Raw genomic sequence first — 14,389 nt, forward strand, 5'->3', positions numbered from 1 at the left:
CCTACGATCTCCTGTTCTTTTCTCCTTCGTTCACATCTCCGCACAAGGAATCTTTGGTACTTCTCTCGTTATCCTGAATACAATGGTGACAATCATCAAAAACGAATTCCTGTCTCGTATTCACTTCCCTCGGTTTGATACTGACATCGCTGAGTCGAAGACCATCAAGATGACGAAAGAAAATGCCATACGCAGGCACATCACCAAAAGCATTGCTTTCTGGATAATCATGAATGTTCTCATAGAGAGGATACCGTATATCAAGAATTTCACGATTCTGCCGATATGTAGCATGAAATGATGAGATACAAACATCCTTTACCATTTGTGTATGCTGATGAGTGGAATAACCGGTTATGATGCAAGGTATCTCCATATTTACTGCAGAGATGTTTTCCAAACAGATATGTTCAACACTCCCTCCATCTTTTTTCAGGAGTGCGTCTTTTGCATTGGCAAAATCATATTTGTTTCGTTTGTTTATACAAATAAACAAGGGACAAACAACATTATTCATTTGAATGTTCTTGCAATGCACGTTGCTTATTACAGCACCATCTGCAGATTCGATGGAAATTCCGCTGACACTTCCGGGATACAAATCAGGCATAAAGAAAGAGCAGTCCTTTACCGTTATATCATCAATATCGTAATAGGTTTCAGTTCCAATTTTGAATGCATTCATTACCGTGCAAACCTTGCAATCCTCAAATGTAATGTGTCGCGTTCCACTCATTTTCAAAGGAGTATGGTCCGTCACGGCCAGCCCATCATGTCCCTGAAACAAAGGGGACTTCACACAAAGTCCGTCATCTGCGGTTGAGATGAAAACATGGGAGACGGTAACATCGGTACTCCCCATCACATCAATCCCATCAGTGTTGGCTACATGACGATTGTTATCAACAACGACGTCTCTCACGGTAACAAACATGGAACAATCAATAGAGACAGTCCAATCGAACGAATCTTTCATAAGAATATTCTCAACTCGGATGTTCCGGGAATCACGAAGCCATACGGTATATAAAGGTCGTTTGATATCTGGAGCGCCTGTATTCCACCTATCATCCGCATATCGGATCCGCTCCCTGTATGCAAAACGGATTGTGTCTTCCGGATACCCCAACGGCTCCAAAAGTCTCGGGGGAAGTTTGGTATATGCCAACGGTTCTCGTAATGGTTTCTTTCTGGGAAGATTTACAAAATACTCACCACTTCCATCAATAGTCCCACCCCCGGTTATCAAAACATTCTCCGCCTTGATGATCGAAATCATTGCTGTTGAAAACTGGCTAAGATCCCTTGATGCTTTTAACGTTGCATCTTTTGAGATGAATAAGGTGGTACCTGAAGAGATTTCCACACTCCCTACAAGATACGTCCCCCCCGTCACAAGGATAATCCCATTGGTCTCCTTCGCAGAGCGTGCTGCGTCTTGAAATGCTTGCGTAGAGAGTTCCTTCGTATTCGGTCGTGCACCAAATCGTCGGATATCGTACACATTCTTCGCTGGAAGCGGCATGGCATGAACATATGCATCATAGGGAATATCATCGAGATAATCTCCTTGATAGATGACACCATGCTCAGGATATGTAGGGACATCCCGGGAAGCCATTTTCATACTCCTATCTGATTATCTGGGTCGCATCTGTAAAAGTTTGATACTTCAAGAATTGCTTTCCCTTCATGGATATCCACGAGGAAGCATATGCAGGCTCGAGGGATTGGAGTGAATCTCGGAACTGTTGAAATCCCCCATATTCCTTTTCATCCCCTGCAACTACAACAAACGGAACCGTTTCAGCGATGTACCGGATTTCACAATGAAAGAGTCTATCATTATAAGGCGTTCTCGCTATGGGGCACCAAAAAGCAAAATATCCCGTGTTTTTCCTACAATAAATCCATGGCCCATCGGAAAGAACTTCATCAAACCTTTCACTTGGCAAGTAAGCATGGACAAAATGAACAGGATAATTCTGGGGGATATGATAGATTCCAGCCAAGAGGGCCCCTTCTTGTTTCAATGCAGGGAAAACACCGTTACCATGCCAATACCCAGGCCGTAAACTTGAATCCTCACAGGTTGTTCCAGGATGATTCATAAAGAAAACAGCATCCGAGGAGAGTGCAACATACCACAAATGTTGTTGGTATCCATAACAACCACTTTGAAAACTCTTCTGAGCCCTATTACCGCAATATGTTTAGACTCATTGTCCCCTACATCGGCATCGATGAAAAGAATTGAAATTCAATGTTTTACCCAACTACCCGAATTTGAAGGAACCAAATACACCTTTTCGAAAAAGCTAAGGTTTTTCTCAAATCTCCTATGGTTGATTTTGCCTATATCAGACCGAGGAATCATCCCTTTCCTTGCCACACCCCCCTCTCCTCGCTATGATACTCCCAGAGGAGTGAAGATGCGTAGCACAGACGGCAAGCTCGGGCTTTTTGACAGTGTGCACCTGTTGGTCGGCGCCATGATCGGATCGGCGATCTTTTCCCTTTCCGGCATCACCATCCTGCAGGCCGGCCCCGCCTCAATCCTTTCCTGGATCCTTGGTGGCGTCATTCTGCTTGCCTACGGCCTGCAGACAGCGGAGTTGGCCTCACGATATCCCCAAAGCGGAGGCGTTTTTGCGTTTCCCGCCATTGTCCTTGGAAAAACCCGGGAGCAAGGCAGAGTCTGGGGATGGGTAAGCGCCTGGGCGTACCTGTTCGGATGCGTGGCCGGCGCAGCGTTCTCCGCCATTTACATCGGCATCTACCTCGGCGTGGCGTTCCCCCGCCTTGCCTCGCTACAGGTTCCCATCGCCATCATCTCCGTACTGCTCTGTGGCTACCTCAATATCGTCCGGTTCAAGATCACCAGCAGGGCGACGACGATCCTCACCGTATTCCTGGTGCTCGCCCTTTTGGTATTCTCCCTTTCCGTCTTTGTCAGCGGGAAATGGGACTCCACCCTTTTTGTTCCATTCTTCACCCAAGGAAGCGGAGGAGCAACGGGATTTCTTGACGCGTTGCCGCTTGCCATGGTGGCCTATGGAGCCATCGTCTCCCTCTCCTTCCTGGTCGGGGAAGTCCACAACCCCGTACGGAACATCCCCCGGGCCATGACCATTGCCATGGTCATCGTCCTTGTCTTCTACCTGTCCGTCCTGGTCGCCACGTTGGGTGTCGTCTCGTCTTCCTACCTTGCCGACCATCCCGATCTCCAGTACACCCCGCTGTACGCGGCAGCGGCGCTGCTGCCCAGCCTGACCTTCCTGCCTCCGTTGATCTCCATCGCCGCCGTCCTGGCCTTGGTCACCACGATGATCGTCACCATGGCGCTGGCGTCCCATACGGTGTGCACCTGTTCGGAAAACGGGGTGCTCCCCGCAGTTCTCGGACGAACCACAACGAACGGGGTCCCTGTCGCCGCCACCATCATCATCACGGTGATCACCGCGATCTTCGCTGCCTTCCCCCAGTTGACGGACATTCTCATCAACTTCGGTGCGCTATGCAACGTCATCGTCGTCGCCATCGTCTGCATCACCGTCATGGCGTCGAGGAACCACCAACCTACCCTCTTGACGGATACGTTCCGTGCCCCAGGGGGTACCGCGCTTCCCATCATCACCCTTCTGGTTCTGGTCGCTTCCTACATTCCCAGCATTCTGCAGGGAGGATGGAAACTCTGGGCCGTCACCGCCCTGTACTATGTGCTCGGAATGCTCCTGTACGGGAAAGCGGAGGCCTCTGTCATGAAAATCGCCTATGGCGTGTTCGACGGGGTGCACCAGGGACACCAAGCGGTGCTCAAAGCACATCCCGATGTCGTCTACGTCCTGCCACCGGTAGGCAAGCCGGTGTTGACCACCAATGAAGAGAAACAAGAACTTCTTGCCACCTACGCCCCTTCACACTGCGACATCCGCTTCGTTTCCACGATTCCCTCGGGGGAACAGGACACCCCGATCTCCGTTTCTCCCGTCTTGTACGACGGACAGCCCATTACTTCAGAGCGCATCAAAGACGCCCTGAAAGACGGCAGAATGGAGGATGCCCTGGCAATGCTCGGACATCCCTACACGATGCATGGCGTGGTCGTCTACGGCAAACAGCTGGGACGAACGGTGGGCATGCCCACCGTCAACCTGCAGTGCGCCCCGGAGAAGCTGGTCCCCTGCCATGGCGTCTATGGATCGGTCACCATCGTTGATGGCAAGCGATACCTCGGCGTGACCAGCATCGGGCTGCGCCCCACGGTGGACGACCGCCCGGACGTCACCATCGAGACCTTCCTGATCCACTTCAACCAGGAACTGTACGGACAGCACATCGCCCTTGAAGTGGTCACCTACCTCAGACCGATCACCAAATTCCCCGACCTCGCCGCCGTACGCCGCCAGGTGGATGATGATGTGCGCCTGTTCGTCCAGTACAACATCGAAAAGCATCTGATCTGACCAGCCACCGTGATTCTCAAGACCGTAGAAAGAATATGCATATCAAAGGCTATACGACAGGAATATGCAGTTTTAAGGGAATATGTGTTTCTGGAGAGAAAAGAAAACGCCCCGAATCCCTATCGGACCCGGGGCGGAATGACACGTAACGATACCACGCTCAGATGGCTGTGGCCCCACCATCAATGACCAGTTCCGAACCACTCATGAACGAAGATTCGTCACTGGCAAGGAACACCACGCCGTTGGCGATCTCCGTGGCGCTCGCGGCACGCTTCATCGGGATGATCGCGCTGGCGATCTTGATGAATTCGTCCTGGCCCTCGGTCATTTCCGTCATGGTCAGCCCGGGATGCAGACTGTTGACCCGTACGTTGTATTCCCCAAGTTCCGAGGCCAGCGCCTTGGTGAACAGGCGTACCGCGCCCTTGGAAGCGCTGTAGGCGGTCAACAACGGAGACCCGACGATTCCACCGATGGAGGACGTGTTGATGATCGAACCACACTTTTGCTTGACCATGTACGGCACGACCAGCTTGCACGACTCAAAGTAACTTCTCATGTTGAGGTTCTGGATCTTGTCGTACTCATCCATCGTCAATTCCAAAAACGGCTTGAACACCGAAACTCCCGCATTGTTGAACAGGACGTCGATCCTTCCATACTTCTTGATCGTCGCGTCGACGATGTGCTGCAGATCGGCACTCTTCGTCACATCCGTCTGGATGAATTCCACTTCATATCCGCTGTTTTTCAGTTGGGTCTCAAACTCCTTGCCTTTTTCCGCCCTCCGGGCTCCAAAGACGATCCGTCCTCCTTCCTCGGCGAGCCGAGCTACCGCGGCCCGACCGATTCCGGACGTCGCCCCCAACACCAGACATACTTTTCCTTGTACTCTCTTTCCCATATTTTTTACCTTATCATCTTCATTTCACGTGCATCAAAGAGTGAGAGGATGCATCACCTATTGTACCTAAGATCGTCATTTGGGCAGAAAACGTCCAGTGAAATGGAGTTGTTCCCTTCTGGATATCGTGGGTGGCTTGCGCGGAGAGGCAAATGATCGAAAACCGAAACGACGGGAAACACCGCAAGGCAAAACGCGTACGGGAAGGAAACTCTGGCCGATGTTCTTGCCCATATGGCGTCATCAATCTGGCTCGCCACTTCCCAAGGGGAAAGGCCAATCGATGCATGCAATGGTTTCTCTCAGGGGAAGACACGCTTGGCGCGATGTGTTGACGGGAGCAAGCCAATACAACAAGGCATCTTTCAGCGATGGAACAAAGCGCCATGGACGCAACGGCTCTGAACCACGTTTTTGCTGCACCATCAATGATCGGGATAGCTTGTTCATACGCTGATGAACAAGAAAATGACAGACCCGATCACCCCAAAGAATGCATCTTCCCAATGGCATACCAAGAGAGACCTTTTTCCTTCAGGTCTTCCGATACTCCCTTGTTCCGTGAGAAAAAGACCCAAGAGGGGGACATGAAGACTTCATGGCTCTTCATGCCCCCCGTTGATCACACATCCAACTCCGACACGATCTTCGGATAGACCCGCTCTGGTTCATCGGCATCATGCAGCGGCGTCCATACCTGGGCGAAGAAACGGATCGACCTTGGCGCGGGCGGCGTAGTTCCAGCTCTCCCGCTCACACTGCGGGCACCAATGCCCACCTTCCAGAACCAGACGGGGACTCGCCTCGAATTCATGCCCGAACGCGCAGCGGAACTTCAGCTTTCCCTGCCAGTCCCCCTGCCGCATTGTTTCCGACAGGCATTCCCCACCCCGGAACCGCGCCGACCCCTCGATGTCGGAAAGCGACAGGCTCTCCTCCGGTTTCGTCTCGTCGTATCCATGATCCAGACGGATGACATGATCCCAGTCGGTGAAGTGCTTCATGTCATTCACGTCATCAGGGAGTTCTTCCCAGTGCTTCCGGCTTCCCCAGTAGGCGTCGATCTGCGGCTCCAGGTTCTCTTCGATGAAACGCACCGTCCCATGTTCCGTCCGAGCCAGCTGCAGGAACTGTTTCTTGATGGCGTTCCCCATCATCCGCTGTCCTCCCGGGAGTTTGCACAAGAAGCGGGAAATTCCTCTGAAGGCCCCAAGGTTCTTCAGATAGATGTCATAGAAGTACTGCATCGAATCGTGGCGGAAGTGCAGATACCCTTCCAGTTTGTCCGAATCCAGATAATACTGCCCATGGAAGTTCCGCGTTGCGTACCATTTGGGGTTGATCACATACTTCATGTCGGTGAACCCCATTGCGCCATACATGATGCGATCCATCGAATAGGTATCGACACGGCACCCTTCTCCCCCACCGATGTTGTAGATATGGCCCCAAAACGACTCAGGGAGCTTGCCGGTGACATCATACAGCGCAAGATTCCTCAACAGAGTGCCGGAATCCCGGTCAGAGACATACTCCAGCACGTTGTCCAGACAGTTGTGGAACATGATGGCATCCTGGATCCTGCTCATCGCCGGCCCCATGATGCCGGTCTGCCTGAGGCTGACCCAGTATTTCAGTCCGGATTCGATCAACAGACGCTCAGCGGCCACCTTGGAGACGGCATAGTAGTCGAACATGCTCGGCTTGATAGGGTCTCCTACCCGCCCCCAATGGATGGGAGGCATCCGGTCCCCCGTCTCGGCGATCGTCCCGATGGCGGCCAGCTTCACCGAGTCGGTCCTTCCCTGTTCCTGGATGGCGCCGATCAAATTCCGCATCGAACCGTAGTTGATCTTCATCGCCTGCTGGGGATGGTAATCCGCCGCAGGAGAGACGAAAGCGGCCACATGAAGGATCAAATCGGCTTCCTTCACGCAGGCATACACGTCCTGGTAGTTGGTCAGGTCTCCCCAATGGATGATCAAGTTCGGATTTCCGGCAAACCGCTCCAGCTTCTTCCGGTTCTGCTCGGAATCACGCACCAGAATCACGACGTCCTGGTAGGCGCCGTCCTTCAAAAGCTCCTGCAACCCTACCATTCCCATTCCACCGGTAGCACCGGTCAAAAACACTCGTTGTTTCTTCATGTTCATTCTCCTCTCATCCCTACCGTCTCGACCCGTTTCTCCATCACATCAACACAAAGCTTGATGGATTCCCCGATGGCTTTCTCCATATCGTCCGGCAACACCCAAAGCGGCTCGCACCCAAGGGACTTGTCGATGAACAACTCGGCGCATTGGATGTCAGCCAACTTCGCGAGGTTCAGTCCGCCATCAATATGATGGGCCTGCTGTTGCTTTCTCAACCGCTTCCCCGCCAACGTGAACATCCAGTCCGGTATGGTGATGATTTTCCGTCCTGGAACGCCAAGGTAGCGTTGGATGATGGCAAGAAGCTCCTTCCACCGCATGTTGTACCACCCGATGGGATAGCAGTTGCCACCCCGGTTCCGTTCCACCGCTCCGGCGACAGCCTGGGCGACCTGCGTGACGGTGACCATAGTCGTTCCACCACGGGGATAGAACGTGGCGAGCTTCATCGAACGGATATACTGCACCAAAAACACCCACACCGGCTTTCTTCCCGGTTGCGTGCCAAAGATGTACGGGAGTTCCAGAACCGCCACATCAAACTGGTCATCGGCAAACGAGAGGCACACATCCTCCTGCTCCCTGCGGCTTTTGATGTACGGATGCCAGGAGGAAAGCCGTTTCTCCGGCCAGAGTTTGTCAAAATAGGCGAAGTAGGATCCCAGGACGACGACATGCTTCACTCCCTGCTTCTTCGCAAGAGGAAGCAAACGCTTCAGGGGATCGATGTTGTATTTCCGGTACAGGTCGGCGATCGGGGCGGGACCCTCGACCCGTTCATCCACACCGGCGGCAAAGATGAAGCCATCACAACCGGACAAACATCTGGCGAGCTCGTCATCGCTCATCTCAAGGTAGTTTGCGAATGTCAGGTGCAACCCATTGGGCAACACGGCGCCTTGCGGCAACGGGGGCAACGCCACCGATGAGACCTGATGGCCCCGGGCGATGAGCTCTGCCGCCGCCGCGCTTCCGAGGAGTCCTGTTCCGCCGATCATGAACACGTTCATAGGCACACTCCCTGTTGCATCGAAGACACCCAGCGCACACACTGCCAGACGCCCCTATCATACGGACACTGTGTCGGTTATACAACCACCTGATGGGCTTCAGCCTTAACCTCATGGGGAAGACACCCGTCCTCAGGACTTGAACGATTGCAGAACAAACCTTTCCTGGCATACCATCTGAAGAAGGAAGGCTGCCCTTTCTGCACGGGATGAGGAGAACCATCATGCGGGTACATTTCATCATACACGAACCCTTTGAAGCCCCGGGAACGTACCAGACCTGGGCAAGGTCGCGGGGATATGCCATCACCCATTCAAGGATGTATGCCTATGAGCAATTACCCGAGGATATCGACGCCATCGACATGCTGGTCATCATGGGAGGACCGCAAAGCCCGGCGACCACCAAAGAGGAATGCCCCTCCTTCGATGCCGCCGCGGAGTGCGCATGCATCTCCCGCTTCATCGAAGCGAAGAAGCTGGTCATCGGGGTGTGCCTGGGCGCCCAGTTGGTCGGAGAGACACTGGGGGGACGGTTTGCGCACAGTCCCTGAGAAAGAAATCGGGAAATTCCCGATCTTCCTGACGGAAGCGGGAAAGAACGATCCGCTGTTCTCTCTGTTTGGCGATTCGTTGGATGTGGGACATTGGCACAGCGACATGCCAGGCCTGACTGATGCGGCAATCGTCATCGCCAAAAGCGGAGGATGCCCCCGGCAGATCATCCGCTACCAGGACTTCGTCTATGGTTTCCAGTGCCACATGGAGTTCACCACCGAGGTTGTCCGTGGATTGGTCCAGGCATCCCGAGATGAGCTCTCGGCATCCGCTTCCCTTCGCTTCGTCCAGCCGGTCGAAACGCTTCTCACCCAGGACTACCAGGAGATGAACCAAAAGCTGTACCATTTCCTCGATGCGTTGACCACAGAATACCAGAGACGCACCACGTGAGGGATATTGGGGAGGAGAAATTCCATGGAAGTAAAGGTACAACGCATCTACGAAGCCACAGAAACCCAAGGATACCGCATTCTGGTGGACCGTCTCTGGCCCCGGGGAATCTCCAAGGAGAAAGCGCGCCTGGATGCATGGGAGAAGGAGATCGCCCCCAGCGACAGCCTGCGTCAGTGGTTCTCCCATGACGTGGAACGGTACGATGAGTTCCGACGCCGCTACCAGGCGGAACTGGACGCCAATCCCAAGGTGAATGCGTTCCTGACCCTCGTCAGGAACGCCCTTTCTTCCCATGATGTCATTTTGCTGTTCGCCGCAAAAGATCCACTCCATAACAACGCGGCGGTCCTTCGGGAATATCTTGCGTCTCATCTGCAACCCATACCCGCCAACCTACAATGAAGCACGAAAAGAACGGGAAAACGGCCTGATCACCAGCAGTACACCTCAGAATTCCAGGAAAGACGGACTCCATTCCAGATAACCCCTTATTGACAGAGAAAGAGGTTGTCCTTAGAATACGCTCCAAAAGCAAAGGCGCTCTGGAGTGAGTGCCTTTGCTTTTTTTATTAAAACCGATTCTGCACTGTGTTGCTAAAAATGAGATTGCCGAGTACTTCAGATTGACGTAGAATCAAAGAGCAATTGCAAATCGGATGGGCAAGCGGTGCGATGTGGTAGTCCCCCGGCTGCCCATCCCTTTTCCAATGCGGACTACCACCAATGCAAGAAAACATACGCTCGAAATCACGAAAGGAAACACCTTGGACGGGAAAGCCTGACGCCACGCCATTACAGGCTTTCATCGATACATGCAACCAGAACAACTACTTCCGCCGCCATCCGGACAATGCGGAAACGGGAGAGTCCCAGTTCATCAACAGTTACCAACTGACCTCCTGCCGGTGGTGCGGGAGCGGGCACATCAAGGCATACGGTCACACATCCCTGGGAATACGCCGCTGGAAATGCAATGATTGCGGCAGGACGTTCACCCCGATCACGGGCACCATCTTCGACTCAAGGAAAATACCGTTGAGCGAATGGCTGGACTTCATGTTGTCGGTCTTCGGCTATGGCAGCTTCAGGCTTGTCTCGAAGTCGAACAGAAATGCCTACAACACCACGAGATACTGGATGGACAAGATGTTTCTGGTATTGCGCAGGTGCCAGCAAGGGGTTGTGCTTTCCGGGAAAATCGAGCTTGACGAGACGTATTACAAGGTAAGGCAACCCGACATCGAGAGGCGTCCTGACGGGAAGGAATACAGGGGGTTGTCGCGAAACCAGATATGCATCTCAATAGCCTGCGACAGCAGGCACGTGGTCTGTTTTGAGGAGGGCACGGGAAAGCCAAAGAAACAGAAGGTATATGATCTTTTTCGTGAACATATACAACCAGGGTGCCGGCTTGTCCACGATATGGAGAGGGCGCACTCGCTTCTTGTCGAGAAACTGCATCTGGAGAGCACAACTTACAACTCGAAGGTAATAAAGCTGTTGCCAGACAAGGAGAATCCCCTGAACGACGTGAACCAGTACTGCAGGCTTCTCCAATTGTTCCTTGGCTCCCATTCAGGGTTCATCCGTGATGGCATCCAGGACTATCTTAACCTGTTCTGTTTCATCTCGAATCCGCCGGAGGACAAGTTCGAGAAGGTCGAGAAATTCATGCGCTGGGCAATGCTATTCCCAGATTTGTGCCGTTATAGGGGGTAAATATCAATTTGAAAGCCTTGTTCGCTGTTTCGTAGCAACACAGTGCAGATACAGTTTTTATTTTTATATTCATACACCCATTATCAGAAATCCACAACAAACATTTGATGTTTCTGAGCAGAGAATTTTCTGAAACGCCTGCATGTTCGCAAAAGGACGCATTTGCGCATCCTTCCAAGTCAATCCGCATCCCCCCTCCATCTGTCTTCTTGATATGGGGAGCCTCCCATCCACTACGGTTTCCTTACCGGGGTTTATGGTTTCCGCTTACCCTTCATGGGACCCCCTTCCCTCCTCCTTTTTACACGGACTGTTTCTTGTACGGTTCACCTACGAGCACGGACATAAAAAAAACCTCTCGATAAGAGGCTTACTTTTAGGTGATAGATAGAATAGGTAATTCACAATGGGATCACTCCCACTCAATCGTCCCTGGTGGCTTGGAAGTGATGTCGTACAGCACGCGGTTTACTCCCGGCACTTCGTTGCAGATGCGCGAAGCGCACTTCTGCAGCACTTCCGGTGGGAAGCGGTACCAGTCCGCCGTCATGGCGTCCTCGCTGGTCACCGCGCGGAGGGTGCACACCTCTTCGTAGGTCCGGTGGTCCCCCTGCACGCCGACACTCTTGACGGGAAGCAGGTCGGCGAGCGCCTGCCAGATCTTGTCATACAACCCCGCCTTGCGGATCTCTTCGATGAAGATGGCGTCCACATCCCGCAGCGTATCCAGCCGGGTCTTGGTCACTTCCCCGACGCACCGCACGCCCAAGCCTGGACCAGGGAACGGATGGCGGCTGACCACCTCTTCCGGAAGCCCCAGCTCACGGCCGACCTGGCGCACCTCATCCTTGAACAGCTCTTTCAGCGGCTCAAGCAGTTGCCACTTCAGGTCTTTGGGAAGACCGCCCACGTTGTGGTGGCTCTTGATGGTCGAACTGGGGCCGCCGCTGGGGGAACGCGATTCGATGACATCCGGGTACAGCGTCCCTTGGGCGAGGAACGAGATGTCCCCGCAGGAATGTGCCTGCTGGTAGAACGTATCGACGAACAGTTTGCCGATGATGTGCCGTTTGGTCTCCGGATCGGTCACGCCTTTCAGCGCCTGGAGGAACGCGTCCTCCGCGTCGGCGTACTGGAGCCGGATGTTGAACTTTTCCCGGAACAGGGAGAGCACCGCCTGTGCCTCTCCCTTGCGCAGCAGTCCGTTGTTGACGAACACACAGACCAGCTGGTCTCCGATGGCCTCATGGATCAAGACGGCGGCGACGGAGGAATCCACCCCGCCGGACAGCCCGCAGAGCACCTGCTTGTCCCCCACCGTCTCACGGATCTTCTGGATGGAATCCTGGATGAAGTTGCCCATGTTCCAATCCGCCTTGGCGTTGCAGATACCAAAGACAAAGTTGGAAAGGATTGTCTTCCCTTCCTTGGTGTGGACCACCTCAGGATGGAACTGTACTCCATAGAATCGTTTTGCGTCATTCTCCACCGCCGTATACGGGCAGTTCGGCGTGGTGGCCGTCACCCGGAAGCCCTCGGCCATCTTGTCCACCGAGTCCCCATGGCTCATCCAGATCTGTGAGTTCTGATGGACCGAAGCGAGCAGCTTGCTGGTCGGGTCGGTCAAGGAAATGTCGGCGAAGCCGTATTCCTTCTTCTTTGCCGAACTGACGTGGCCACCCAGCTGGTAGGTCATCACCTGCAGTCCATAGCAGATGCCAAGAATGGGCAGGCCCAACCGGTAGATCTCAGGATCGGGATACGGGGAATCCGCTTCTCCGACGGACGAAGGGCCACCGGAGAACACCAAACCGACCGGTGCCATCTCGGCGATGGCCTTGGCCATCGTGGTGTACGGGACGATCAGGCTATAGACGCCCAGATCCCGGATCCTGCGTGCGATGAGCTGGCTGTACTGCGCTCCGAAATCCAATACAAGCACGGTGTCATGAAGATGCTGTTGCATAGACCTATCCTATCAGAAACAGGCGGAGAAATGGAACTACCATGCGAGTTCTTCCACCGGGGGATACGCCTTTTTCACCGCGGCCGCCACGGCCGCTCCCAGAATGAGGCCGACGACCACCTGCCCGAGGTTTCCCGGAACCTCGGCAAGCGCCACGGAGAAACCGGAGACCAACAGCCCGGAAAGGACAAAGTATCCACCCACCACGGAAAGCAACGCGCCACCGGCGGCCAGGATTCTCTGCAACCATCCTACCGGCTTTTTCCGTACCGCCAACGCGACAAGAAGCCCTTCCAAGCCGTGACAGACGAACGAGATGGGCGCCCATTGGGCGTAGCCGGAAAACAGGTCGGCCATCGCCGCTCCGATACCTCCGGCCAGAAGCGCCGTCCACGGACCGAACGTGAACGCGATGAAACAAACCGCCACATCACAAAGATTCAAATATCCTTTCGCCGTCGGAAACCGGACGATCATGGTGAAGACCACCACCACGGCGGAAAGTACCGCCACCAACGCAATCCGCAACGCGCCTCGTTTTTGTTCCATGCCACAATCCTGACAATCCTTCGTAATTTTGTCAAGAATTATGGGGAAGATTGAACACCAACCGGTCTCTCTCCCTGGCAACCGTATCTCCCTTGTGCCATTCATACCGTACCAATGTCGCCGTATCCGCATCAGGGTCGACCGTCATCGTATACCAAGTAGGCGGACTCTCCCACCCGTCATCCAGTCCGTTCAACGACGCCAGCGTGATCTCATGGCAGGAATCACTGAAGGCGAACGGCCCTTCCTGGTGATGCCGGTGCCCGGCGATCCACATGCCCACCTTGTTGTCCAGCATCAGGTCGATCAACACATCCCGTTGCTCGGAGTCACTCAACGCCAGGGAATAGTAGGTGAACGCGTTTGCCGAAAGCGGATAGTGCGTCAGGAAGAACTTCGGGTTGGGATCGGCCTTCACCGCACGGATCAGCTTCTCCAATTGCGCCTTGGAGACACTCCGGTCGGATGTGTCCAGGATGTAGAACGAATACCCCCCATAGGAGAAGGCTTGATACATCGACCCGAATGTCTGGAAGAACTTCCCCCTCCCACCCCTTCGGTTGTCATGGTTGCCGATGGCCGCGGCGGAGTAAACAATTGAAGAACTGTCAGAAGAAGAATCCGGTGGCTTTGTTCTGACAGCATCTAACAAATCCTTGACTCCC

The 14,389-nt window shown here is 53.8% G+C and carries 13 protein-coding genes; 5 read left to right on the forward strand and 8 right to left on the reverse strand.

The window, feature by feature from the left end; all coding sequences use genetic code 11:
- Position 1: 1 nt before the first annotated feature.
- Positions 2 to 1,621, reverse strand: a complete 1,620-nt coding sequence (locus LKE28_08940; protein ID MCH3908342.1) for a glycosyl hydrolase family 28 protein — start codon at positions 1,619 to 1,621, stop codon at positions 2 to 4.
- Positions 1,622 to 1,631: 10 nt separating this feature from the next.
- On the reverse strand, positions 1,632 to 2,012 hold the full coding sequence (locus LKE28_08945; protein ID MCH3908343.1) for a hypothetical protein: 381 nt from the start codon (positions 2,010 to 2,012) through the stop codon (positions 1,632 to 1,634).
- Positions 2,013 to 2,432: 420 nt separating this feature from the next.
- Here LKE28_08945 and LKE28_08950 point away from each other — a divergent pair, with 420 nt between their 5' ends.
- Positions 2,433 to 4,466: an amino acid permease gene (locus LKE28_08950; GenBank protein MCH3908344.1), complete on the forward strand. Its 2,034-nt coding sequence runs from the start codon at positions 2,433 to 2,435 to the stop codon at positions 4,464 to 4,466.
- Between the two features lie 160 nt (positions 4,467 to 4,626).
- Here the strand turns inward: LKE28_08950 and LKE28_08955 are convergent, their stop codons facing one another.
- From LKE28_08955 to LKE28_08965, 3 genes are all read right to left on the reverse strand, one after another.
- Positions 4,627 to 5,373: an SDR family oxidoreductase gene (locus LKE28_08955; protein MCH3908345.1), complete on the reverse strand. Its 747-nt coding sequence runs from the start codon at positions 5,371 to 5,373 to the stop codon at positions 4,627 to 4,629.
- Between the two features lie 677 nt (positions 5,374 to 6,050).
- Positions 6,051 to 7,520 (reverse strand): NAD-dependent epimerase/dehydratase family protein, encoded by a 1,470-nt coding sequence (locus tag LKE28_08960; protein MCH3908346.1) that lies wholly within the window; start codon positions 7,518 to 7,520, stop codon positions 6,051 to 6,053.
- 2 nt (positions 7,521 to 7,522) lie between these two features.
- On the reverse strand, positions 7,523 to 8,536 hold the full coding sequence (locus tag LKE28_08965) for an NAD(P)-dependent oxidoreductase (GenBank protein ID MCH3908347.1): 1,014 nt from the start codon (positions 8,534 to 8,536) through the stop codon (positions 7,523 to 7,525).
- A 224-nt stretch (positions 8,537 to 8,760) separates the two neighbouring features.
- Here LKE28_08965 and LKE28_08970 point away from each other — a divergent pair, with 224 nt between their 5' ends.
- From LKE28_08970 to LKE28_08985, 4 genes are all read left to right on the forward strand, one after another.
- On the forward strand, positions 8,761 to 9,090 hold the full coding sequence (locus LKE28_08970) for a gamma-glutamyl-gamma-aminobutyrate hydrolase family protein (GenBank protein ID MCH3908348.1): 330 nt from the start codon (positions 8,761 to 8,763) through the stop codon (positions 9,088 to 9,090).
- Positions 9,074 to 9,487, forward strand: coding sequence for a hypothetical protein (locus LKE28_08975; protein ID MCH3908349.1), 414 nt, complete (start codon positions 9,074 to 9,076; stop codon positions 9,485 to 9,487). Before LKE28_08970 ends, LKE28_08975 begins: the two co-directional genes overlap by 17 nt.
- Positions 9,488 to 9,511: 24 nt before the next feature.
- Positions 9,512 to 9,892 carry a DUF488 family protein gene (locus LKE28_08980; GenBank protein ID MCH3908350.1) on the forward strand — a complete coding sequence of 127 codons (381 nt, stop codon included), beginning with the start codon at positions 9,512 to 9,514 and terminating at the stop codon, positions 9,890 to 9,892.
- Positions 9,893 to 10,213: 321 nt separating this feature from the next.
- Complete coding sequence (locus tag LKE28_08985; protein ID MCH3908351.1) at positions 10,214 to 11,209, forward strand: IS1595 family transposase; 996 nt, start codon at positions 10,214 to 10,216, stop codon at positions 11,207 to 11,209.
- Positions 11,210 to 11,621: 412 nt separating this feature from the next.
- Here LKE28_08985 and guaA read toward each other — a convergent pair whose 3' ends face one another.
- The 3 genes from guaA to LKE28_09000 all read right to left on the reverse strand — a co-directional run.
- Positions 11,622 to 13,175 (reverse strand): glutamine-hydrolyzing GMP synthase, encoded by a 1,554-nt coding sequence (gene guaA / locus LKE28_08990; protein ID MCH3908352.1) that lies wholly within the window; start codon positions 13,173 to 13,175, stop codon positions 11,622 to 11,624.
- A gap of 36 nt (positions 13,176 to 13,211) precedes the next feature.
- Positions 13,212 to 13,724 (reverse strand): ECF transporter S component, encoded by a 513-nt coding sequence (locus LKE28_08995; protein MCH3908353.1) that lies wholly within the window; start codon positions 13,722 to 13,724, stop codon positions 13,212 to 13,214.
- A 31-nt stretch (positions 13,725 to 13,755) separates the two neighbouring features.
- On the reverse strand, positions 13,756 to 14,389 hold a 634-nt coding region (locus tag LKE28_09000; protein ID MCH3908354.1), incomplete at its 5' end, for a hypothetical protein.

It is taken from the genome of Sphaerochaeta sp. (genome assembly GCA_022482495.1).
In the GTDB taxonomy this organism is placed as follows: domain Bacteria; phylum Spirochaetota; class Spirochaetia; order Sphaerochaetales; family Sphaerochaetaceae; genus RUG023.